Source organism: Lysobacter sp. KIS68-7 (genome assembly GCF_021284745.1).
In the GTDB taxonomy this organism is placed as follows: domain Bacteria; phylum Pseudomonadota; class Gammaproteobacteria; order Xanthomonadales; family Xanthomonadaceae; genus Noviluteimonas.
Map to the genome: position 1 here is coordinate 2,035,929 of NZ_CP089925.1, position 20,247 is coordinate 2,056,175.

The 20,247-nt window shown below is 67.1% G+C and carries 14 protein-coding genes; 7 read left to right on the forward strand and 7 right to left on the reverse strand.

The genetic code is table 11. The features are described 5' to 3' along the window. Positions 1-126: 126 nt before the first annotated feature. From LVB87_RS09920 to LVB87_RS09935, 4 genes are all read right to left on the reverse strand, one after another. A complete protein-coding gene (locus LVB87_RS09920; RefSeq protein WP_232897814.1) occupies positions 127-519 on the reverse strand; it encodes a hypothetical protein in 393 nt (130 codons plus the stop codon). Between the two features lie 166 nt (positions 520-685). Further along, on the reverse strand, positions 686-1,861 hold the full coding sequence (locus tag LVB87_RS09925) for an acetyl-CoA C-acyltransferase (protein WP_232897815.1): 1,176 nt from the start codon (positions 1,859-1,861) through the stop codon (positions 686-688). 694 nt (positions 1,862-2,555) lie between these two features. Further along, positions 2,556-3,713, reverse strand: coding sequence for an isovaleryl-CoA dehydrogenase (locus tag LVB87_RS09930; protein WP_232897816.1), 1,158 nt, complete (start codon positions 3,711-3,713; stop codon positions 2,556-2,558). A gap of 72 nt (positions 3,714-3,785) precedes the next feature. Further along, entirely contained in the window at positions 3,786-4,886 is a 1,101-nt protein-coding gene (locus LVB87_RS09935; protein WP_232897817.1) for a Glu/Leu/Phe/Val dehydrogenase dimerization domain-containing protein, read from the reverse strand. A gap of 242 nt (positions 4,887-5,128) precedes the next feature. Between LVB87_RS09935 and LVB87_RS09940 the strand changes: the two genes are divergently transcribed. Then, positions 5,129-6,661, forward strand: a complete 1,533-nt coding sequence (locus tag LVB87_RS09940) for a sulfotransferase (protein ID WP_232897818.1) — start codon at positions 5,129-5,131, stop codon at positions 6,659-6,661. Further along, on the forward strand, positions 6,661-8,220 hold the full coding sequence (locus LVB87_RS09945) for a sulfotransferase (RefSeq protein ID WP_232897819.1): 1,560 nt from the start codon (positions 6,661-6,663) through the stop codon (positions 8,218-8,220). The genes LVB87_RS09940 and LVB87_RS09945 overlap by 1 nt, the downstream gene beginning before the upstream one ends. Here the strand turns inward: LVB87_RS09945 and LVB87_RS09950 are convergent. Then, positions 8,205-9,650 carry a PLP-dependent aminotransferase family protein gene (locus LVB87_RS09950; RefSeq protein ID WP_232897820.1) on the reverse strand — a complete coding sequence of 482 codons (1,446 nt, stop codon included), beginning with the start codon at positions 9,648-9,650 and terminating at the stop codon, positions 8,205-8,207. The genes LVB87_RS09945 and LVB87_RS09950 overlap by 16 nt on opposite strands. Positions 9,651-9,729: 79 nt before the next feature. On the opposite strand from LVB87_RS09950, the gene LVB87_RS09955 reads away from it, so the two are divergent. From LVB87_RS09955 to LVB87_RS09975, 5 genes are all read left to right on the forward strand, one after another. Then, positions 9,730-10,416 carry a glutathione binding-like protein gene (locus LVB87_RS09955; RefSeq protein ID WP_232897821.1) on the forward strand — a complete coding sequence of 229 codons (687 nt, stop codon included), beginning with the start codon at positions 9,730-9,732 and terminating at the stop codon, positions 10,414-10,416. Next, a complete protein-coding gene (locus LVB87_RS09960) occupies positions 10,413-11,219 on the forward strand; it encodes an MBL fold metallo-hydrolase (protein ID WP_232897822.1) in 807 nt (268 codons plus the stop codon). Before LVB87_RS09955 ends, LVB87_RS09960 begins: the two co-directional genes overlap by 4 nt. Further along, positions 11,216-11,683, forward strand: a complete 468-nt coding sequence (locus LVB87_RS09965; RefSeq protein ID WP_232897823.1) for a cupin domain-containing protein — start codon at positions 11,216-11,218, stop codon at positions 11,681-11,683. Before LVB87_RS09960 ends, LVB87_RS09965 begins: the two co-directional genes overlap by 4 nt. 456 nt (positions 11,684-12,139) lie before the next feature. After that, on the forward strand, positions 12,140-15,580 hold the full coding sequence (locus LVB87_RS09970; protein ID WP_232897824.1) for a methylmalonyl-CoA mutase family protein: 3,441 nt from the start codon (positions 12,140-12,142) through the stop codon (positions 15,578-15,580). 109 nt (positions 15,581-15,689) lie between these two features. Then, positions 15,690-18,347 (forward strand): M14 family zinc carboxypeptidase, encoded by a 2,658-nt coding sequence (locus LVB87_RS09975; RefSeq protein WP_232897825.1) that lies wholly within the window; start codon positions 15,690-15,692, stop codon positions 18,345-18,347. On the opposite strand, the gene LVB87_RS09980 is transcribed toward LVB87_RS09975, so the two are convergent. Together LVB87_RS09980 and LVB87_RS09985 are read right to left on the reverse strand one after the other, a co-directional pair. Beyond that, positions 18,344-18,721 (reverse strand): hypothetical protein, encoded by a 378-nt coding sequence (locus tag LVB87_RS09980; protein ID WP_232897826.1) that lies wholly within the window; start codon positions 18,719-18,721, stop codon positions 18,344-18,346. The two genes, LVB87_RS09975 and LVB87_RS09980, sit on opposite strands and share 4 nt — an antisense overlap. A gap of 49 nt (positions 18,722-18,770) precedes the next feature. Beyond that, entirely contained in the window at positions 18,771-20,180 is a 1,410-nt protein-coding gene (locus tag LVB87_RS09985; protein WP_232897827.1) for a PLP-dependent aminotransferase family protein, read from the reverse strand. Positions 20,181-20,247 lie beyond the last annotated feature (67 nt).

The following is a 20,247-nucleotide window of genomic DNA, read 5'->3' on the forward strand; positions in this document are numbered from 1 at the left end:
TTCGTTCACTGACTACTACAGCTGTTCCGGGAAACGGGTTATCCGCTTCCAAGAAAAAGCCGCCGGCGAACCGGCGGCCTGTTCATTGTAACCACAATTCAGCGCCGTGAAGGCGCCGAATCGAAATTACTTCTTGCCGTCGGCCGGCTTGGCGTCCTTGGTCGCGTCGGCAGCGGAGGTCGCAGCCTGTTCGGCCGAGTCCTTCGCCTGTTCGGCGGCGTCGGCCGCATTCTCGGCGGCGTCGGCAGCATTGCCGGCAGCGGCACCGGTCGGGGCAGCAGCGGTGGCGTCAGCCGAGGTGGCAGCGGCGTCGGCAGCGGCGGCGGCCGAATCGGCAGCCTGCTGGGCGGCGTCGGCAGCCGGGGCATTGCCCGTGGCGGCGGCATTGTCGGCAGCCTGCTGCGCGTCGCCGGCAGCGGCGTTCGCGTCGGCAGCCGCGTCGGCGGCCTGCTGCTTGTTGGTGCACGCAACCAGGGCGAGACCCAGCGCCAGGGCGAGCAGAGCCTTGTTGATGGACATAGTGATCATTCCTCGTCGTTGGATTTGGCAACGCGCAGTTGCGCGCCAATACCAATCTCAACCGCCGGTTGTCGCGTGTCAAGGGGGGTGGCCGGAATATTTGGCCACCCACGTTTACGCTTCACGCAACCTCGACAATACGCTTACGAGTTGTTGACGAAACCCGTCACGCGATCTCGACAGCGATGGCCGTGGCCTCGCCACCGCCGATGCACAGGGCGGCCACGCCGCGCTTGCCGCCACGTGCCTTCAGCGCATGCAACAGGGTCACGATCAGGCGCGCACCGCTGGCGCCGATCGGATGGCCGAGCGCGCACGCACCGCCGTTGACGTTGAGCTTGTCGTGCGGAATCCCGAGTTCGCGCATCGGCGCCATCGCGACGCAGGCGAAGGCTTCGTTGATTTCGAACAGGTCGACGTCCTTCGCATCCCAACCGGCCTTCTTCAGCACGTTGGCGATCGCGGTGACGGGCGCGGTGGTGAACCACTCCGGCGCCTGCGAATGCGTGGCGTGCGCGACGATCTTCGCCAGCGGCGCCAGGCCGCGCTTCTTCGCTTCGTCGGCGGACATCAGCACCGTCGCGGCCGCGCCGTCGTTGATGCTCGAGGAGGAGGCGGCGGTGATCGTGCCGTCCTTCTTGAACGCCGGCTTGAGCGTCGGGATCTTGGCGATGTCGCAGCGGCCCGGCTGTTCGTCGGTGTCGAACACCACGTCGCCCTTGCGACCGGCGACGGTCACCGGAACGATCTCCGACTTGAACGCGCCCGACTGCAGCGCGGCCTGCGCGCGACGCACGCTTTCCGCCGCGTAGGCGTCCTGTTCTTCGCGGGTGAAGTCGTACTTGGCGACGCACGCTTCGCCGAACACGCCCATCGCCTGCTTGTCCCAGGGGCTGGTGAGACCGTCCCACGCCATGTGGTCGAGCATCTCGACGCTGCCGTACTTGGTGCCCGTGCGCGAACCGTTGAGCAGGTGCGGCGCGTTGGTCATCGACTCCATGCCGCCGGCGACGACGACGGTGGCCGAGCCGGCCTTGATGAGGTCGTGGCCGAGCATCACGGCCTTCATGCCGGAGCCGCAGACCTTGTTGATCGTGGTGGCGCCCGCGGCGGTCGGGATCTTCGCGGCGATGGCGGCCTGGCGGGCCGGCGCCTGGCCGAGGCCGGCGGGGAGGACGCAGCCCATGATCACTTCATCGACCTGGTCGGGTGCGAGGCCTGCGTGGTCGAGGGCGCCCGCGATGGCGGTGGCGCCGAGCGTCGGGGTGGGGACGCCGGTGAACTGGCCCAGCAGGGAGCCGATGGCGGTGCGCTTGGCACCGACGATGACGATGTCGGACATGGGGTTACGTGCCTCAAGGGGTCAGGCCGGCTAAGTGGTGCCGGGTCGATCCCGATTCTAGGGCCCGATGTTGCAGTGCCGCAAATGTGTGGCAGCCGTGCCACAAGACGGGCGTTCCGCCGCGAGCCTCCACCAGACGGGCGTTCCGCCGCGAGCTGCCGTGTGCTCCTCGCCGCTCACATACAGCAAGCTCCCGTCGAGGAGCACACGGCATCTCACGTCGGCCCGCTCGCTATTTGATCGTTGCGCGGAGCGTCTGGGAGCCGCGTGCCACCGCGATGCGAACGCGTGCGCCAACTTCCGGCTGCGGAGGGTCGGCACTTTGCCCCCTCGCTCGCTGCATCGGCATGTGCGTCCCGCTTCGGAGGGCAAGGTGCCTAGATATCAATTCAGGGGAACGCCCCTTCGGTCCGAAGGGGCGCGTGCCCACAAATGTCGCTAGGCACGTTGCCTGCCGAAGGTGACGCACGCGACGGCGCAGCGCCGAGGTGGGCAGCGGGCCGTCCATCAGAATTTACGGTGTAGGCGCGCAAGCGATGGCTTGCGACGCGCCCACAACCCCAGACGCTCCGCGAGGCCATCAAATCGCGAGCGGAGCGACGTGAGGTGTCGTGTGTGTCTTGGCCGCGACTTGTCGTATGGAGTGGACAAGACACACACGACACCTCATGGCGATCCGCCGATCTCGTGGAGCTCAGCTCCGCCCGTCGTACAACTCCCGCCCGATCAGCATGCGGCGAATCTCGTTGGTGCCGGCGCCAATCGCGTAAAGCTTCGCGTCGCGCAGGATCCGCCCCGTCGGATACTCGTTGATGTACCCGTTGCCGCCGAGCGCCTGGATCGCCTCCAGCGCGACTTGCACCGCAGCTTCGGAAGCGTGGAGCAAACACGACGCCGCATCGATGCGCGACTTGTGCCCCGCATCGAAATCCCGCGCCACCTGGTAGGCGAACGCACGCGACGACTGCAACGCCGTGTACATGTCGGCCACCTTCGCCTGCATGATCCCGAACGTCCCGATCGGCTGGTCGAACTGCTTGCGATCGCGCACGTAGGGCAGCGCGATGTCCATCGCCGCCTGCATCAGCCCGACCGGACCACCGGTGAGCACCAGGCGCTCCGTGTTCAGGCCCGACATCAGCACCTTGACGCCCTTGTTCACCTCGCCAAGCACGTTCTCCTGCGGGATCTCGCAGTTCTCGAACACCAGCTCGCAGGTGTTGGAGCCGCGCATGCCGAACTTGTCGAGCTTCTGCGCAGTGCTGAACCCCTTCATGCCCTTTTCGACGAGGAAGGCCGTCATGCACGCGCTGCCGGCGTCCTTGCCCGCGGTGCGCATGTAGACGATCAGCACGTCGGCCTCGGGGCCGTTGGTGATCCACATCTTGTTGCCGTTCGCGACCCACTTGTCGCCGCGCAGTTCCGCCTTGCAGCTCATCGAGCCGACCACGTCGGAGCCCGCGCCGGGTTCGCTCATCGCGAGCGCGCCCTTCCATTCGCCCGAGCAGAGCTTCGGGAGGTACTTGTTGCGCTGCGCTTCGTTGCCGTTGGCGTAGAGGTTGCTCACGCACAGGTTGGAATGCGCGCCATAGGACAGGCCGACCGAACCGGAGGCGCGCGAGATCTCTTCCATCGCCACGAGGTGCGCGAGGTAGCCCATGTCGCTGCCGCCGTATTCGCCGGGCACCGTCATGCCGAGCAGGCCGAGCTCGCCGAGCTTGGGCCACAGGTCTTGCGGGAAGACGTTGTCTTCGTCGATCTTCGCCGCGCGCGGCGCGATTTCCGCGTCTGCGAAACGGCGGACCGCCTCGCGCAGTGCATCGATGTCTTCACCCAGCGGAAAAGCGCGCATCACGACTCCAATTCATTTCAAAGGTTGCAGATAGCAGGACGGGGCCGAAGCCCCGTCCATTTTCGCCCAGTTTCAGTGACCGCGGATGCGGCCCTGGAAGCGCGGCTGCGCGCGACCCAGCGGCAGCTTGAGCTTGCCGATCGCGGTGATGCGCTCTTCGGCGAGGCGGTCGGCCGCGCGGTAGGTCGGGATCGCGTCGCGCTCGCTGATTTCATAGATGCGCGCGAGGTTGTGGTAGATCGTGCGCATCATGCGCATCGCGCGTTCGCGGTTGTAGCCGTCGATTTCGAGCGAGACGTTCATGACGCCGCCGGCGTTCACGGCGTAGTCCGGCGCGTACAGGATGCCGCGCTTTTCCACTTCGTCGCCGATCTGCGTGGTGGCGAGCTGGTTGTTCGCCGCACCGCAGATGACCTTGGCCTTCAGGCGGGGCAGGGTCTGCTCGTTGACCGTGGCGCCCAGGGCGCACGGCGAGTAGACGTCGACCGGCACGTCGTAGATCTCGTCCAGGCCGACGGCTTCGGCGCCGTATTCGGTCACGGCCTTGTCGACCAGCGCCTTGTTGATGTCGGTGACGAAGATCTTGGCGCCGCGCTCGCGCAGCAGCTTCACGAACTCCATGCCCACGTGGCCCAGGCCCTGGACGGCGTAGGAGTACTTGCCGACTTCTTCGTCGCCGTACTTCTTGTTGAGCGTGGCCATCAGGCCCTGCAGCGTGCCGTAGGCGGTGAACGGCGAGGGGTCGCCCGAGCCGCCATGCACCTGGTGCACGCCGGTCACGTACTCGGTCTCGCGGTACACGTATTCCATGTCGTTGACGTCGATGCCGACGTCTTCGGCGGTGATGTAGCGGCCGCCGAGCGATTCCACGAACTGGCCGAAGGCGCGGAACAGCGCTTCGGACTTGTCCTTCGCCGGGTCGCCGATGATCACGGCCTTGCCGCCGCCGATGTTCAGGCCCGCGACCGCGTTCTTGTAGGTCATGCCGCGCGACAGGCGCAGCACGTCGTTGAGCGCGTCGGCCTCGGTCTTGTACGGCCACATGCGCGTGCCGCCCAGCGCGGGGCCGAGCACGGTGTTGTGGATGGCGATGATGGCCTTCAGGCCCGCATCCTTGTTGTGGCAGAACACGACCTGCTCGTGGCCGTAGGTATCGAGGGTTTCGAAAATCATCGGGGGCTCCGGTCGGCGGCCGGTTGCGCATGGCTGCGCATGGCAAGCGGGGCCAACAAATCGAGGTAAGTCGTTGAGTATCCTGGGGACTGCGGGCGTGTGACGAGACGTTCAGGCCAACGCAGGCGGCGCAGTCTACTCCGATCCCCGGAAAGAGTCGTGTGTACGCGGGCGTAGGGCGGGGCCGTGCCGCGCGCGCCTACAATCGACGCCCTCGATCGCCCCCACGACCTGTCCGACCGATGCCGACCCCTTCGCTGGAAACCTGGCAGTCCGCCGAGCGCCACCTCGGCGAAGGCCGCCGGGACGACGCCCGCACCGCCTACCTCACGCTCGCCGATGAACCGGCCTTCGCCGCCCTCGCGCAGTTGCGCCTGTCCCTGATCGCCTCGCACGAAGGGCGCGGCCGCGATGCGGTGGCGCATGCCCTCGCCGCATCCAAGGCGCATATCGAAGACCCGGACATCACCGAGATGGTCTGCAAGCGGCTGCTGACGCTGGGCGAAGCCCAAGCGGCCGTGCAGCTGACGCGCTCGCCGGCGGTGATGCTGAGCAAGCGCCCGGGCCCGCTCGCGCAGCTCGGCCGCACGCTGATCGATTACACGCAGCCCGAGGCCGCGCTGCGCGTGCTGCGCACCGCGCGCTCGAAGGGCTGGGATTCGGCGCGCATCCGTTGCTTCACCGGTATCGCCGAGATGCAACTGGGCAACGACGACGCGGCCGAAGGCGAGCTGGAAGGCGCGCTCGAAGGCGGCTCGGATTTCCCCCGCGCCGCGCGCGCGCTGTCGACGCTGCGCAAGCAGACGCCCGAGCGCAACCACGTCGACGCCCTGCGCGCCTCGCTCGCGCGCCTGGGCGATACGCATGCCGACGCACCGCAGCTCTACTACGCGCTGTTCAAGGAACTCGACGACCTCGACGACATCGACGGCGCCTGGCAGGCGCTGGACACCGGGATGCAACTGCGTCGCGCGCAGGTGCCGTACGACGGCGCGGCGGAGCAGGCCTTGTTCGACCACCTGCAACGCTTGAAGGTGGCGCCGGGTACGCACACCGAATCCGAAGGTCCCATGCCGGTCTTCATCGTTGGCCTGCCGCGCTCGGGCACGGCGCTGCTGCAGCGATTCCTCGCGCGCCACGACCAGATCGCCGATGCCGGCGAGCTGCGCGACTTCACCTACCAGCTGCGCTGGATGTGCGACGCACCCGGTGGCCCGAACCTCGACCTTGCGCTGGCGCAACGCGCCGATGGCATCACCGACTGGGCGCAGCTCGGCGAGCGTTATCTCGACCACACCCGCTGGCGTGCCGCGCGCCTCGACGCCCCGGCGCCCGCCGTCTACCTCGACACCTGGTCGCCCAACTTCCTCGAGCTCGGCCACATCGTGCGCGCGCTGCCCAACGCGCGCATCGTGCACATGATCCGCGACCCGATGGAAACGTGTTTCGCGAACCTCAAGGAACTGTTCGCTTCCGCCTCACCGCATACGTACGACCAGGCGGACATGGCCGACCACTACAAGCGCTATCGCCAGCTGATGGCGCACTGGACCGCGATGTTCCCCGGCCGCATCCACCAGGTGCGCCACGCCGACCTGGTCAACGAACCGGAAGGCACGACGCGCGAGATGCTCGAACACCTCGGCCTGCCGTGGCAGCCGGGCATCGTCGACGCCACCATCGTGCGCACGCAGGGTCGTTGGCGGCGCTACGAGGAACACCTCGCACCGCTGCGCCAGCGCCTGGGCTCTTACGCGTACTCGGCGCGCAGTTGATGCAACCCCAGTCGCTGGCGGCCTGGCAGACCGCGGAACGATTGCTGCAGGCCGGACGCGTGGAGGAAGCACGCGGCGGCTACGAGCGCCTGACGAACGATCCGATGTTCGCGCCCATGGCGCACCTGCGCCTGTCGCTGATCGAGACCAAGGCGCGTCGCCACCAGTCGGCGACGGCGCATGCGATGGCCGCGTTCGCCGCGCGGCAACCGGATCCGGACCTGCTGGAGATGATCGCCAAGCGCCTGGACGTGCTGGGCGAAACGCAGGCGATGCGCGCGTGTGCGCTGGATCCGGTGGTGCTGGCGGAAGGGCGGCCTGAAGTTGTCGCCGAATTCGGCCGCCTGTTGAGCAACGCGACGCTGCACCAAGACGCGCTGCGCCTGCTGGAGCACGCGAAGGCGCGCGGCTTCGCCGACCCTTTCCTCGACTATCTGATCGGCCTGTGTCGCTTGTATGGCGCCGATGTCGCGGGTGCGGAAGCGGCGTTCGAGGCGTGCCTGGCGAAGATGCCGAACCATGCGGCTGCGTTGCGCGGACTCACGCGGCTGCGGCGCCGCCCGCAGGCGGGCGATGGCCGGGTGGAACGTCTGCGGGATGCGTTGACGCACGCGCGCGACGAAAGCGACGCCGCACAACTGCAATTCGCGCTGTTTTCCGAACTCGACCAGCGCGATGCCGTCGACGACGCCTGGCAGGCGCTCGACACCGGCATGCGCACGCGGCGCAAACAACTCGCGTTCGATCCGGCGGACGATGCCACGCTGTTCGATGCGCTGCGCACGCTCGATGTGGCGCCCGCTCCACACGACGACCCGGACGCCCCGCGCCCGATCTTCATCGTCGGCCTCCCGCGCACCGGCACCACGCTGCTCGAACGGATTCTCGGCAACCACCCCGACGTGGCCGATGCCGGTGAACTTGAAGACGTCGTGCGCCAGTTGCGCTGGAGCTGCGAACTGCCGGGCCCCGCGGTGCTCGACCTGCCGCTGGCCCGCGCGCTGCGCAACGCCGACCTCTCACGGTTCGGCCGCCGCTACCTCGAGCACACTGCGTGGCGTGCGCAAGGCAAGCGCGCTTACACCGACAAGACCCCGCACAACTTCCTTGCGCTCGACCTGATCGCGCGCGCATTGCCGCAGGCGCGTTTCCTGCACATGGTGCGCGGCCCGATGGACACCTGCTTCTCGAACCTCAAGGAATGGTTCGCCGGCAGCTATCCGCACAGCTACGACCAGGCGGAGATGGCGGACCACTACAAGCGCTACGTCGATTTGATGGCGTTGTGGCGCACGCGCTGGCCGGATCGCATCCTCGACGTGCATTACAGCGCGCTGGTCACGGAGCCAGAACGCGTCGCAGCCGAAGTGCTGGCGTTCTGCGGATTGCCGGACGTGGCGAACATCACCGACACCGGCGCACGCACGGGCACGGTGTCGACGGCCAGCGCGATGCAGGTGCGCGAACCGATCCACCAGCGCTTCCTCGAACAGTGGAAGCGCTACGAATCGCACCTCGCCCCGCTGCGCGAACGTCTGGGCGACTACACCGGCACCTGACGCGCGAGCGCCGCCCGCAGCGCGGCCATGCGCGCGCGGATTTCCTCCACGTCGATCACGCTGTAACCGAACGCGATGACCGGTTCGCGCAACGGCCCCATCGCATACTCGGCCGCCGATTGCGCGCCAGGGGTGTGCTCGCGCACCAGGGCGAGGATGCGCGGCATCTGTTCGGGATCGCGGATGCGCACGGCGGTGTGCAGGCCCGCTTCGGAGGGAATCGGCGTCATCCAGGCGTCCATCGCCGCGAGCCCCTCGAGCAGCGCGATACGCCGCTCGGCATAGATCGAGCGCATCTTCCGCACGTGCCGCGCCAGGTGGCCGTCGCGGATGAACGCGGCGAGCACCGCCTGCGTCACCGCATCGGCGTAGGGATCGGCGCCGTACTTGATCGCCGCCAAGGGCGCGCGCGCCCACGCAGGCGCGACGACGAAGCCCTTGCGCAGGGCAGGGAACAGGCTTTTGGTGAACGTGCCGACGTAACAGACCAAGCCATCGCGATCGAGCGTCTGCAGCGCGTCCAGCGGGCGGCCGCCGAAGCGGAACTCGCCGTCGTAGTCGTCTTCGATCACCACCGCGTTGCGCGCACGTGCGTAATCGAGCAAGGCCATGCGACGACGCAAGGACAGCGCCGCACCCGTGGGCGACTGATGCGACGGCGTCACGCTGATGACGCGCACGTCGTCGGGCATGCATTCGACGCACAGGCCTTCGTCGTCGACGGGCGTCGGCACCAGCACGGCGCCCGCCGCGGCGAACGCAGCGCGCACGGGCGGATACCCGGGTTCCTCGACGGCCACGCGCGTTTCGCCCGGCGTGACCAGCAAGCGCGCGAGCAGATCGAAGGCCTGCTGCGCACCGGAAGTCACGACGACATCCTCGCCCGTGCAGGCCACCGCGCGCGCAAACGCCACGTGCTGCGCGATCGCCGAGCGCAATTCGGGCAAGCCTTGTGACGGCGGATACGTGAACGGACGTTTCGAAAACGCCTGCAGCGCCTGCGCCGTCAACTTGCGCCACAACGCATGCGGGAAGTGGCGATGGTCCGGCACGCCCAATCGAAAGCTGCGCTCGGGCAAGGCGCGCGGTGCGGGCGGCAACCAGGGCGTGCGCCAGAACGGCGCGAGGCGCGGATCTTCCATCGTCGGCGGCGCGGCCGCGACGCGCTGTCGCGTGTGCAAGTCGGCGACCACCGGCTTCGCACCCTGGCGCGGCACCACGTAGCCCTCGGCGACCAGCAGGTCGTAGGCCCCGGTCACCGTGTTGCGCGCAATGCCCAGCTCGGCGGCCAGCTTGCGCGACGCGGGCAACGTGGCGCCCGCAGCCAGTCGCCCGTCCAGGATCGCGGCCCGCAACTGCTGGTGCAGCGTGCCCATCAGATGGCCCGCGGCCCCGCTCAGGTCGGGCGCGAAGGGCAGGACTGGCTCCATGGAATCTCCGCGAACTGGTCCAAACACGGGGCCAGATTACGCCGACCATGGCCTCGTGCCCACCACAGGAAGGACCCCCATGCTGGACATCTATTACGCGGCATCGCCCAACGGCATGAAGCTGCCGCTGTTCCTGGAGGAAGTCGCGGAACAGGGCGCGCCGCTGGCGCATCGCCTGATCCCGGTGAAGCTCTCGGCCGGCGAACAGTTCCGCCCCGAGTTCCTCGCCATCTCGCCGAACAACAAGATCCCCGCGATCGTCGACCACGCGCCCGTCGATGGCGGCGCGCCCCTGTCGATCTTCGAATCGGCCGCGATCCTGCAATACCTCGCGGAGAAGAGCGGCAAGTTGTTGGCGCCCGATCCGCGCACGCGCATCGAAACCCTGCAGTGGCTGACCTGGCAAGTCGCTGGCCTGGGCCCGATGGCCGGGCAATCGGGCTGGTTCCGCGTGCATTCGCAACAACGCGACGACTACGCCATCGACCGCTATGTGCGCGAAACGCATCGCCTCTACGGCGTGCTGGATCGCCACCTCGCGGGTCGCGAATTCATCGCCGGCGACGCGTATTCGATCGCCGACATCGCCTGCTGGCCGTGGATCTACTCACACGCGGGCCATGGCCAGTCGCTCGAGGACTTCCCGGACATCGCGCGCTGGTTCGAGGCCATTCGCCAACGCCCTGCGACGCAACGCGCCTTCGCACATTACGTCGACCCTTACGCCCGCGTGCGCCACCCGGCGATCGAGGAGCAAGTCGCATGACCCCGTACATCTGCCCGACCTGCGCAACGCAATACGCCGCGAGCGAACACCCGCCCGAACACTGCCCGGTGTGCGAAGACGACCGCCAGTACGTCGCGTGGGAAGGCCAGCAATGGACCACGCATGAAGCACTTCAACAGCGCTACAAACTGCGCATCGACCAGGACGCCGACTTGCTCGCCATCGCCGTCGATCCCATGTTCGCCATCCCGCAACGCGTGCTGCACCTGCGCACCGACGCCGGCAACCTGCTGTGGGAAAGCCTGGGCTTCGTGAACGACGACGCCGTGCGTGCTTTGCGCGACGCAGGCGGTGTCGACCGCATCATCGTCTCGCACCCGCATTTCTATTCTTCGATGGTCGAGTGGAGCGAAGCGCTCGGCGGCGTGGAAATCCTCCTGCACGAAGCCGACCGCGAATGGGTTCGCCGCCCGAGCGACAACATCCGCTTCTGGCGCGGCGACACACTCCAACTTTCCGATGAGATCACCCTGATCAACGTCGCCGGCCACTTCCCCGGCAGCACCGCGTTGCACTGGAAAACGGGCCCGCACGGCAAGGGCGCGCTGTTCCCGGGCGACGCACCGCACGTCGGACAGGACCGCAAGCAAGTCACCTTCATGCACAGCGTCCCGAACTTCATGCCGATGAAGCCCTCCGCCGTGCGCCGCATGCGCGCCTTGCTTGCCCCATACGACTACGACGACGTCTACGGCTTCTCCTGGGGTCGCAACATCCTCGGCGGCGGCAAGCGCGCCGTCGAAGCTTCGTTCGACAACTTCCTCGCGCAGGTGGCCGCATGAACGCTTTCCTCCACGACGCCCTCCGCGGCCAACTCCCCACGCATCTCGTCGCCAGCGACGACCTGCCCTGGGTGCCGGAAGGCGAGGGCAAATGGGCGAAGCCGCTGCGCTTCCTGGGCGACCGCGGCTTCGTCGAATTGCTGCGCATGTCCCCCGGCACCGTGATGCCGCTCCACCGCCACACCGGCGAGGTACACGTGCACCAGTTGAGCGGCCATCGCCAACTCAACACGGGCGAGATCGTCGGTCCGGGCGATTACGTGTTCGAACCGGCGGGCAACGTGGATTGGTGGAAGGTGGTGGGCGAGGAAGACATGCTTGCGTTCGCGGTCGTCATCGGCGAGGTCGAATTCATCGGTCCCGGTGGCGAGGTGCGCGCTGTCGCAAACGTCCAAACGCAACGCGCCGGCTACGAAAAGTTTTGCGCCGAGCACAACCTCCTTGTCCGCCAACTGCGCGCCTGAAGGCAAAAGCCTCGGCTGCGGAAGGCACGGCCTGTCACCCACTCGATGAGCGCGCCTGTCGGAGCGCCTACAAGCCGCATCCATGCAACCGGAGCTCCGCCCGCCTCGCCATCCATGGCGGGGCTGCAGTCGCGCTCATCGAGTGTGTGCCAGGCCTCCACCGCAAATCCTTGTCTGCGGCTTCGGTGAAAGGCTTCCAACGCAGCGCACTCGCAAATCGTGGTGGAGGACCGACACGCACTCGGTTGTCGCGACTGCAGGGCGGCCATGGATGGCCACCCGGGCGGAGCTCCGGTTGCATGGATGCGGCTTGTAGGCGCTCCGACAGGCGCGACAACCGAGGGCGGGTCGGTCCGTCCTGACCGGAGCCGAGGCTTTGCTCCGGGAGGGGAAGGGGCCTTAACCACCGCAGCGCTACAATGCGGGATTCGCCGGACCCGTATTGAGCGCCGCCAAATGAGCACCCCCGCCGCCACCGTTCCCGCCTCGACCCCCCAGACCGAGACGAGCCCGCTGCGCTTCGTCACCGCCGCCAGCCTGTTCGACGGCCACGACGCCGCCATCAACATCATGCGGCGCCTGATCCAGGGACAGGGCGCGGAAGTCATCCACCTCGGGCACAACCGCTCCGTGGAAGACGTCGTGCGCGCCGCGCTGCAGGAAGACGCCGACGCCATCGCCCTGTCGTCCTACCAGGGCGGCCATGTCGAATACTTCAAGTACATGGTGGACATGCTGCGCGAGCGCGGCGCCTCGCACATCCGCGTGTTCGGCGGTGGCGGCGGCACGATCACGCCGGAAGAAATCCGCGAGCTGCAGTCCTACGGCGTGGAGCGCATCTACCACCCGAACGACGGCATGCACATGGGCCTGGTCGCGATGATCGAAGATGTCGTGCGCCGCGCCGAAGCCGCGCGCATGCCCGTCGAGAAGCCGCACCTGGTGGACCTCTCCGACGAGATCGCCATCGGCCGCATGCTCAGCGCCATCGAAGAAAGCGCGCTCGAGGAATCCGAACTCCAGCACCTGCGCAAGCAGTGGCAGCTCGCCGGCGGCAAGACGCCGGTGGTGGGCATCACCGGCACGGGTGGCGCGGGCAAGTCGTCGGTCACCGATGAACTGCTGAATCGCTTCCTCGCCTCGTTCCCCGACATGCGCATCGCGGTGATCTCGGTCGACCCGACCCGTCGCCGCACCGGCGGCGCGCTGCTCGGCGACCGCATCCGCATGAATTCGCTGCGTTCCAAGCGCGTGTTCATGCGCTCGATGGCCACGCGCCGCCAGCACATGGCCACCAACATCGTGCTCAAGGACTGCATCGCCTTCCTCAAGTCGCTTGGCTACGACATGGTGATCGTGGAAACCGCGGGCATCGGCCAGAGCGATTCGGAGATCGTCGACCTCGTCGACTTCCCGATGTACGTGATGACCAGCGACTTCGGTGCGCCGAGCCAGCTGGAAAAGATCGACATGCTCGATTACGCCGAGCTCGTCGTGCTCAACAAGTTCGACAAGCGCGGCGCGGAAGATGCGCTGCGCGACGTGCGCAAGCAGTGGAAGCGCAACCGCGTCGCCTTCCAGACGAAGGATGAAGACGTCCCCGTCTATCCGACCATCGCCAGCCAGTTCAACGACCCCGGCATCAGCTGGATGTTCGTGAACCTGTGCCGCCTGTTGCGCGCCAAGCTGGAACTGCCGGAAGGCAAGTGGTCGCCGCACCTGGACACCACGCTGAAGGAACCGCGCGCCACCGTGCTGATCCCCGGCGCGCGCGTGCGTTACCTGGCAGAGATCGCCGAGCAGGGGCGCGGCATCAACACGCGCATCGAAGCGCAGAGCGAGATCGCCGATCGCGCGCAGAGTTATTGGCAATCGCTGCGCGACCTGGATGACGCGAAGCTGCCGAAGGCGCTCGATCTGTTTGCCGCCGACGACCTGCTGGCGAAGGACGACCGCACGCTCTCGACGCTGCGCCAGCGCTACCAGGACGCGATCCACTCGCTGGATTCGGAAGCCATCAAGCTCCTGCGCGAATGGCCCGCGCGCCTGAAGTCGATCACCGACGAGGTGAACGAATACAAGGTGCGCGACAAGACGATCCGCGTGGAGAACTACCGCGAGTCGCTGAGCCACCAGAAGATCCCGAAGATCGCGGCGCCGACGTACCGCAGCTGGGGTGAGTTGCTCACGTTCCTGCAGAAGGAAAACCTGCCGGGCGCGTATCCCTACACCGGCGGTGTGTATCCGTACCGCCGCACCGGCGAAGATCCGATCCGCATGTTCGCGGGCGAGGGCACGCCGGAGCGCACCAATCGTCGTTTCCATTATTTGAGCGTCGGCCAGCCGGCCGCGCGCCTGTCCACGGCGTTCGACTCGGTCACGCTGTACGGCGAAGACCCCGCCGTGCGCCCGGACATCTACGGCAAGATCGGCAACTCGGGCGTCAACATCGCCACACTCGACGACATGAAGAAGCTGTACTCCGGCTTCGACCTGTGCGCGCCGACCACCTCGGTGTCGATGACGATCAACGGCCCGGCGCCGATCATCCTCGCGATGTTCATGAACACCGCGATCGACCAGCAGGTCGAGAAGTACCTCCGCGCCGACCAGGCGCGTTGGGACGAAGCGCACGAGCGCATCGAAAAGATGTTCGAAGGGCGCAAGCGCCCCGAATACAGCGGCATGCTGCCCGCGACGAACGACGGCCTGGGCCTCGGCCTGCTGGGCGTCACCGGCGACCAGGTGGTCGATGCCGACACCTACGCGCGCATCAAGGCCGAAACGCTGGCCACCGTGCGCGGCACCGTGCAGGCGGACATCCTCAAGGAAGACCAGGCGCAGAACACCTGCATCTTCAGCACCGAGTTCGCCCTGCGCATGATGGGCGACATCCAGCAGTACTTCGTGGACAAGAACGTCCGCAACTTCTACTCGGTGTCGATCAGCGGTTACCACATCGCCGAAGCGGGCGCGAACCCGATCTCGCAGCTGGCCTTCACGCTGAGCAACGGCTTCACGATCGTGGAGTACTACCTCGCGCGTGGCATGAAGATCGACGACTTCGCGCCCAACCTGTCGTTCTTCTTCAGCAACGGCATGGACCCGGAGTACACCGTCATCGGCCGCGTGGCCCGCCGCATCTGGGCGCGCGCGATGCGCGAGCGCTACGGCGCCGGCGCGCGTTCGCAGATGATGAAGTACCACATCCAGACCTCCGGCCGTTCGCTGCACGCGCAGGAAATCCAGTTCAACGACATCCGCACCACGCTGCAGGCGCTGTACGCGCTGTTCGACAACTGCAACTCGCTGCATACCAACGCCTACGATGAAGCCATCACGACCCCGACGGAAGAGAGCGTGCGCCGCGCCGTCGCGATCCAGATGATCATCAACAAGGAGCTGGGGCTGAACTTCAACGAGAATCCCTGGCAGGGCAGCTTCATCGTCGACAAGCTCACCGACATCGTCGAAGAAGCCGTCTACAAGGAATTCGAGGCGATCAGCGAGCGCGGCGGCGTGCTGGGTGCGATGGACACCATGTACCAGCGCGGCAAGATCCAGGAAGAGTCGCTGTACTACGAACACAAGAAGCACGACGGCTCGCTGCCGCTGATCGGCGTGAACACCTTCCTGCCGAAGGACCACGCCGGCGACATCGTCACCGAGATCGAACTGATTCGTTCGACCGAAGGCGAGAAGGGCCAGCAGATCGACAACGTGCAGCGCTACCAGCAGCTGCGCAACGGCGAGACGGGCCTGGCCTACCTGCAGAAGACCGCGCGCGACCGCCAGAACGTCTTCACTTCGCTGATGGAAGCGGTGAAGACGCATTCACTCGGCCAGATCAGCCACGCGCTGTACGACGTGGGCGGGGAATATCGCCGCAACATGTAAGGCGGAAGCGGGGTGCAGGGCCTTGTCAGGCGCCCCGCGAAACTGAACGCCACGGGCGCCTTCACCTCGGCTTTTCGAACCGCCCGGAAGAGTGCGGGGATTCACCGCCATGGAATCCGGCCCCCGCATGGAGCTTCGCCGTACGTTCCGCCCCCCGTCGCTGGCCCGCCTTGCGGCGGCCGTTTGCGTGTTGCCCGCCGCTGCGTTGCTCGTGGGGGCGACCCCCGCGCAGAACTTCCAGACCGACCCCGACCGCCTCGTCATGGCGACCGCGCACTGGAACAACCGCGCGCAGCTGCAGAAGATCGCGGGCAACTTCCAGCATCTGATCATCGACGAGAAGGCGCGCACCGCGCGCATCGAAGCGAGCAGCGACGATCTCGCCCGCCTGCGCCGCATGGGCATCCGCGTGGAGATCGACGATGCCGCCACACAGCGCATGCGCACGGCTGAATCGGCGATGGCAAACCGCGATCCGCTGGGGCTGACGTCCTCGAAGCTCACGGCCGAGCAATCGATCCCCGGCTTCGCGTGCTACCGCACCGTCGAAGAAACCTACGCGACGATGGACCAACTCGTGGCGGCGAAACCCTCGCTCGCGAGCGTCGTCGACATCGGTCCGTCGTGGGATGCCGCCCACGCCGGTGGCCCGGCCGGATACCGCATGCGCGCGCTGCGCCTGACCAACCGCGCGACCGACGCCGCGATTCCCGACAAACCGAACATGGTCGTCCTCGCCGCCATCCATGCGCGCGAGTACACGACCGCCGAACTCGCCACGCGCTTCGCGGAATACCTGGCGAACGGTTACGGCACCGATCCGGAAGCGACCTGGCTGCTCGACAACTTCCGCTTCCACTTCATCCTCCAGGGCAATCCGGACGGCCGCAAGAAAGCCGAATCCGGCTTGTCGTGGCGCAAGAACACGGACAACGACGACGGCACCTGTCCTGCCAATGCGTATGGCGTGGATCTCAATCGCAACTTCAGCTGGCAGTTCGGCGGCGTGGCCGATGGCTCCAGCGGCGACCCGTGCAACGTGGAGTACCGCGGAACGGGGGCGGTATCGGAGGAAGAAACGCAGAACATTCTGCGCTACGTCATCGGCACAGCGGGCGCGGGCGGGACGTTCAGCGGCGGCGTGTTCCCGGATCGCCGCACCGACACGGGCATGGCGCCGAGTGATTACCGCGGCATCTTCCTGGACATCCACAGCTTCTCGCAGTTGGTGTTGTGGCCGTGGGCCTACACCGCGACGGATGCGCCGAACGCGCCCGCGCTGCAAACGCTCGGCCGTCGCCTGGCGTACTTCAACAACTATCGCCCCGTGCAGTGGAACGGCCTGTACCTGGCGGACGGCACCAACACCGACACCGTGTACGGCAGCACCGGCGCGCCGAGTTACACCATCGAGTTGGGGCAGCAGTTCTTCGAAGACTGCGCGACGTTCACGTCCTCCACGTACCCGCAGAACTTCAACGCGCTGAAGTACGCCGCGCGCAACCTGCATGATCCCTACCTGTCGCCGAGCGGCCCGGACACGACCTCGATCGCCGCATCGGCGACGTCGATCATGCGCGGGCAGGGCTTCGCGGTGTCGGCCTACGTGGACGACAGCCATTACAACCAGAGCAACGGTGCGGAACCGGTGCAGTCGATCACCAGCGCGACGGCGTCGCTCGACCACGCGCCGTGGGATGCCGGCACCAACTTCGCGATGACCGCCTCCGACGGCGCCTTCAACAGCAGCCGCGAACTCGTCACCGTGAACATCAACACCACCAACCTCGCGTACGGCCGCCACGTGGTGTACGTCCGCGGTGTCGACGCCTCCGGCCGCCCCGGCACGCCGAGCGCGGTGTATTTCAATGTGCGGCCCTTCAGCGCGAACCACGATTACGACGGCGACCTGCGTTCGGACATCGCCTGGCGCGATGGCGCCTCGGGGTCCAACGTGATCTGGCGTTCGGCGAACAACGCCGCGCAAACCCCGATGACCACCGTGCCGGGCAACACCTGGCGCGTGGTGGCGCAGGGCGACTTCGACGGCGACGCCAAGGGCGATGTGTTCTGGCGCAACGCCAGCACGGGCGCCAACGTGATCTGGCGCTCGGGCAACAGCGCGACCACGCAAGCGGTGGCGGCGGTGACGAGCCAGGCGTGGCGCGTGGTGGGTGCCGGCGACTTCGATGGCGACGGCCGCGCGGATCTGTTCTGGCGCAACGTCAACTCGGGCGCCAACGTGATCTGGCGCTCTGGCAATGCCAACGCCACGACAGCGGCCAGCGCGGTCACCGACCTCAACTGGCAGGTCGTGGGCGTGGGCGATTTCAACGGCGACGGCCGCAGCGATGTGTTGTGGCGCAACGTGTCCACCGGCGCCAACACGATCTGGCGCTCGGGCAATGCGGCCACGACCCAGGCGGTGGTCGGCGTGACGGGCAACGCGTGGAAGGTCGTCGGCGTCGGCGACTTCGACAACAACGGCACCGCCGACATCTTCTGGCGCAACGGCAGCACGGGCGCGAACACCGTCTGGCGCGCAGGCAACAACACGACGCAGATCAACGTGTCCGCGGCCGCGCTCGCCTGGCGCGTGGCCGCGATTGGCGACTTCGATGCCGATGGTTACGCCGACGTCCTGTGGCGCAACGTGCAGACCGGCGCGAACGGGATCTGGCGACGCGCCAACAGTTCGCTGCCGATGGGCGTGGGGACGGTGAGCAGCCAGTCCTGGCAGATCGTGCCCTACGAAAACCAACCCTAGGGCTGGTCGCCGAACAGCCAGTCCAGCGCGTGCTGGCGCTCGAAGAAGGAGCGGAACTTGTAGCCCTTCTTCTTCGAGAACTCGACCATCTCCGCATCGTGGTCGGAGGGCGCGCCAAGGAAGGCGATGCGCGCGCCGCGGGTGAACGTCGCACGCTCCAGCGCAGCACGGAAACGCTTTTCGTCGGCGGCGCTGCCTGCATATTCCGCAGGGTAGGCCGCAGTGAAATCGATCAGCACCTTCTTCACCCAACAATCCTTCAGGCGGAACTGGGTTTCCTCGATGGCGCGGGCGCGCTGCGCGAACGTCAATGCGCCGACGTAGCGAATTTCGAAGAGATCGGCGTCCGGGGACAGTCGCAGGTTGGTGGGCATGACGCGCGATTTTAGCGCGGCGAACGTCCACACCTCTGCGTATGTTGTGTTACACGGCAGCGCTGCGCCCGATGAGCTGGAGCGCTTCTTCGATGCGCGGCGTCATCGGATGCCCCCCATTGATGCGCACGCAATGCGCGAATCCGCCCGAGGGCGAGAACATCGGGCCCGGCGCCAGGCTGATGCCCGCGTCCATGGCCTTGCGCCCGAGCGCCATCGCATCGGCGCCTTGTGGGAGTTCCACCCACAGGAAGTAACCGCCACCAGGCCGGCTCACGCGCGTTCCGCCGGGGAAGGCCAGCCCGATCGCTTCGGCATAGCGATCGCGCTGCGTGCGCATCGTGGCCCGCAACGCACGCAGGTGCCGCTCGTAGCCACCGCGCGCGAGGTAACGCGCCAGCGCCATCTGCACCGGCACCGCCGTGGCGAGCGACGCCGCCAGCTTCTGCTGCGCGACCGCGCGCGTGAAGCGCCCCGCCGACACCCAGCCCACGCGATACCCGGGCGCGAGCGTCTTGGAGAACGAACTGCAATGCAGCACCCAGCCTTCGGTGTCGAAGGCCTTGGTCGCCGCCGGTCGCCGATCGCCGAAGTACAGCTCGCCGTACACATCGTCTTCGATCAGCGGAAGCCGATGGCGCGTGACGAGTTCGACCAGCGCGCGCTTCTTGCCTTCGTCCATCGAACTGCCCAAGGGATTCTGGAAGTTCGTCATCACCCACGCGGCGCTGGGTTTGTGGCGTTGGATCGCCGCCTCCATCGCATCGAGATCGATGCCGGTGCGTGGATCGGTCGCCACCTCCACCGCGCGCAGACCGAAGCGCTCCAGCGCCTGCAGGCATGCGTAGAAGCACGGCGACTCCACGATCACCGCATCGCCCGGCTTGCACGTCGCCGCGAGCGACAGGTTCAAGGCCTCCATCGCGCCGTTGGTCACGATGATGTCGTCCGGATCCGCACGCACGCCATCGAGCAGGTAGCGCAGCGCGATCTGGCGTCGCAGCTCCAGGTGCCCCGGCGTGAGGCTCTCCACCGTGCTCCAGGGATCCATGCGCGTCGCACTCGCCGCCAATGCACGGCCGAGACGCTGCAACGGAAACAGGAAGGGACTCGGGAACGCCGATCCCAGTGGCACCACCTCGTGCGATGCCGCCGCCTGCAGGATCCCGTAGATCATGTCGGCGACCTGCACGGTGCGCGGTTCGCCGTCCGGGGCAGGGTGGGGCAGCGGCTCGGCGGGCATCGCGCGGGCCGGCCGTGCCACGTAGTAACCCGAACGCGGCCGCGACTCGATCAACCCCCGCGCCTCCAGCAACGCATACGCCTCGAACACCGTCGCCGGGCTCGCCTTGCGGCTCGCGCGCAAAGCCCGCACCGACGGCAGCTTGTCGCCGGGTTTCAGCGTTCCACTTTCGATCGACGCCGCCACATCCGCGGCCAGGGCTTCGTAGCGCTTCACACGGGTCCTTCGGCCATCTGATCCGGTCATTCTCCGCCCGAACTGTGCCTGCCGCGAAGGCCCCGGG

Coding starts and splice junctions, on each gene's coding strand:
- LVB87_RS09950 (WP_232897820.1), bottom strand. CDS start 9,650: ATGGAGCCAGTCCTGCCCTTCGCGCCCGACCTGAGCGGGGCCGCGGGC.
- LVB87_RS09945 (WP_232897819.1), top strand. CDS start 6,661: ATGCAACCCCAGTCGCTGGCGGCCTGGCAGACCGCGGAACGATTGCTG.
- LVB87_RS09930 (WP_232897816.1), bottom strand. CDS start 3,713: ATGCGCGCTTTTCCGCTGGGTGAAGACATCGATGCACTGCGCGAGGCG.
- LVB87_RS09960 (WP_232897822.1), top strand. CDS start 10,413: ATGACCCCGTACATCTGCCCGACCTGCGCAACGCAATACGCCGCGAGC.
- LVB87_RS09925 (WP_232897815.1), bottom strand. CDS start 1,861: ATGTCCGACATCGTCATCGTCGGTGCCAAGCGCACCGCCATCGGCTCC.
- LVB87_RS09980 (WP_232897826.1), bottom strand. CDS start 18,721: ATGCCCACCAACCTGCGACTGTCCCCGGACGCCGATCTCTTCGAAATT.
- LVB87_RS09965 (WP_232897823.1), top strand. CDS start 11,216: ATGAACGCTTTCCTCCACGACGCCCTCCGCGGCCAACTCCCCACGCAT.
- LVB87_RS09940 (WP_232897818.1), top strand. CDS start 5,129: ATGCCGACCCCTTCGCTGGAAACCTGGCAGTCCGCCGAGCGCCACCTC.
- LVB87_RS09920 (WP_232897814.1), bottom strand. CDS start 519: ATGTCCATCAACAAGGCTCTGCTCGCCCTGGCGCTGGGTCTCGCCCTG.
- LVB87_RS09955 (WP_232897821.1), top strand. CDS start 9,730: ATGCTGGACATCTATTACGCGGCATCGCCCAACGGCATGAAGCTGCCG.
- LVB87_RS09935 (WP_232897817.1), bottom strand. CDS start 4,886: ATGATTTTCGAAACCCTCGATACCTACGGCCACGAGCAGGTCGTGTTC.
- LVB87_RS09975 (WP_232897825.1), top strand. CDS start 15,690: ATGGAATCCGGCCCCCGCATGGAGCTTCGCCGTACGTTCCGCCCCCCG.
- LVB87_RS09970 (WP_232897824.1), top strand. CDS start 12,140: ATGAGCACCCCCGCCGCCACCGTTCCCGCCTCGACCCCCCAGACCGAG.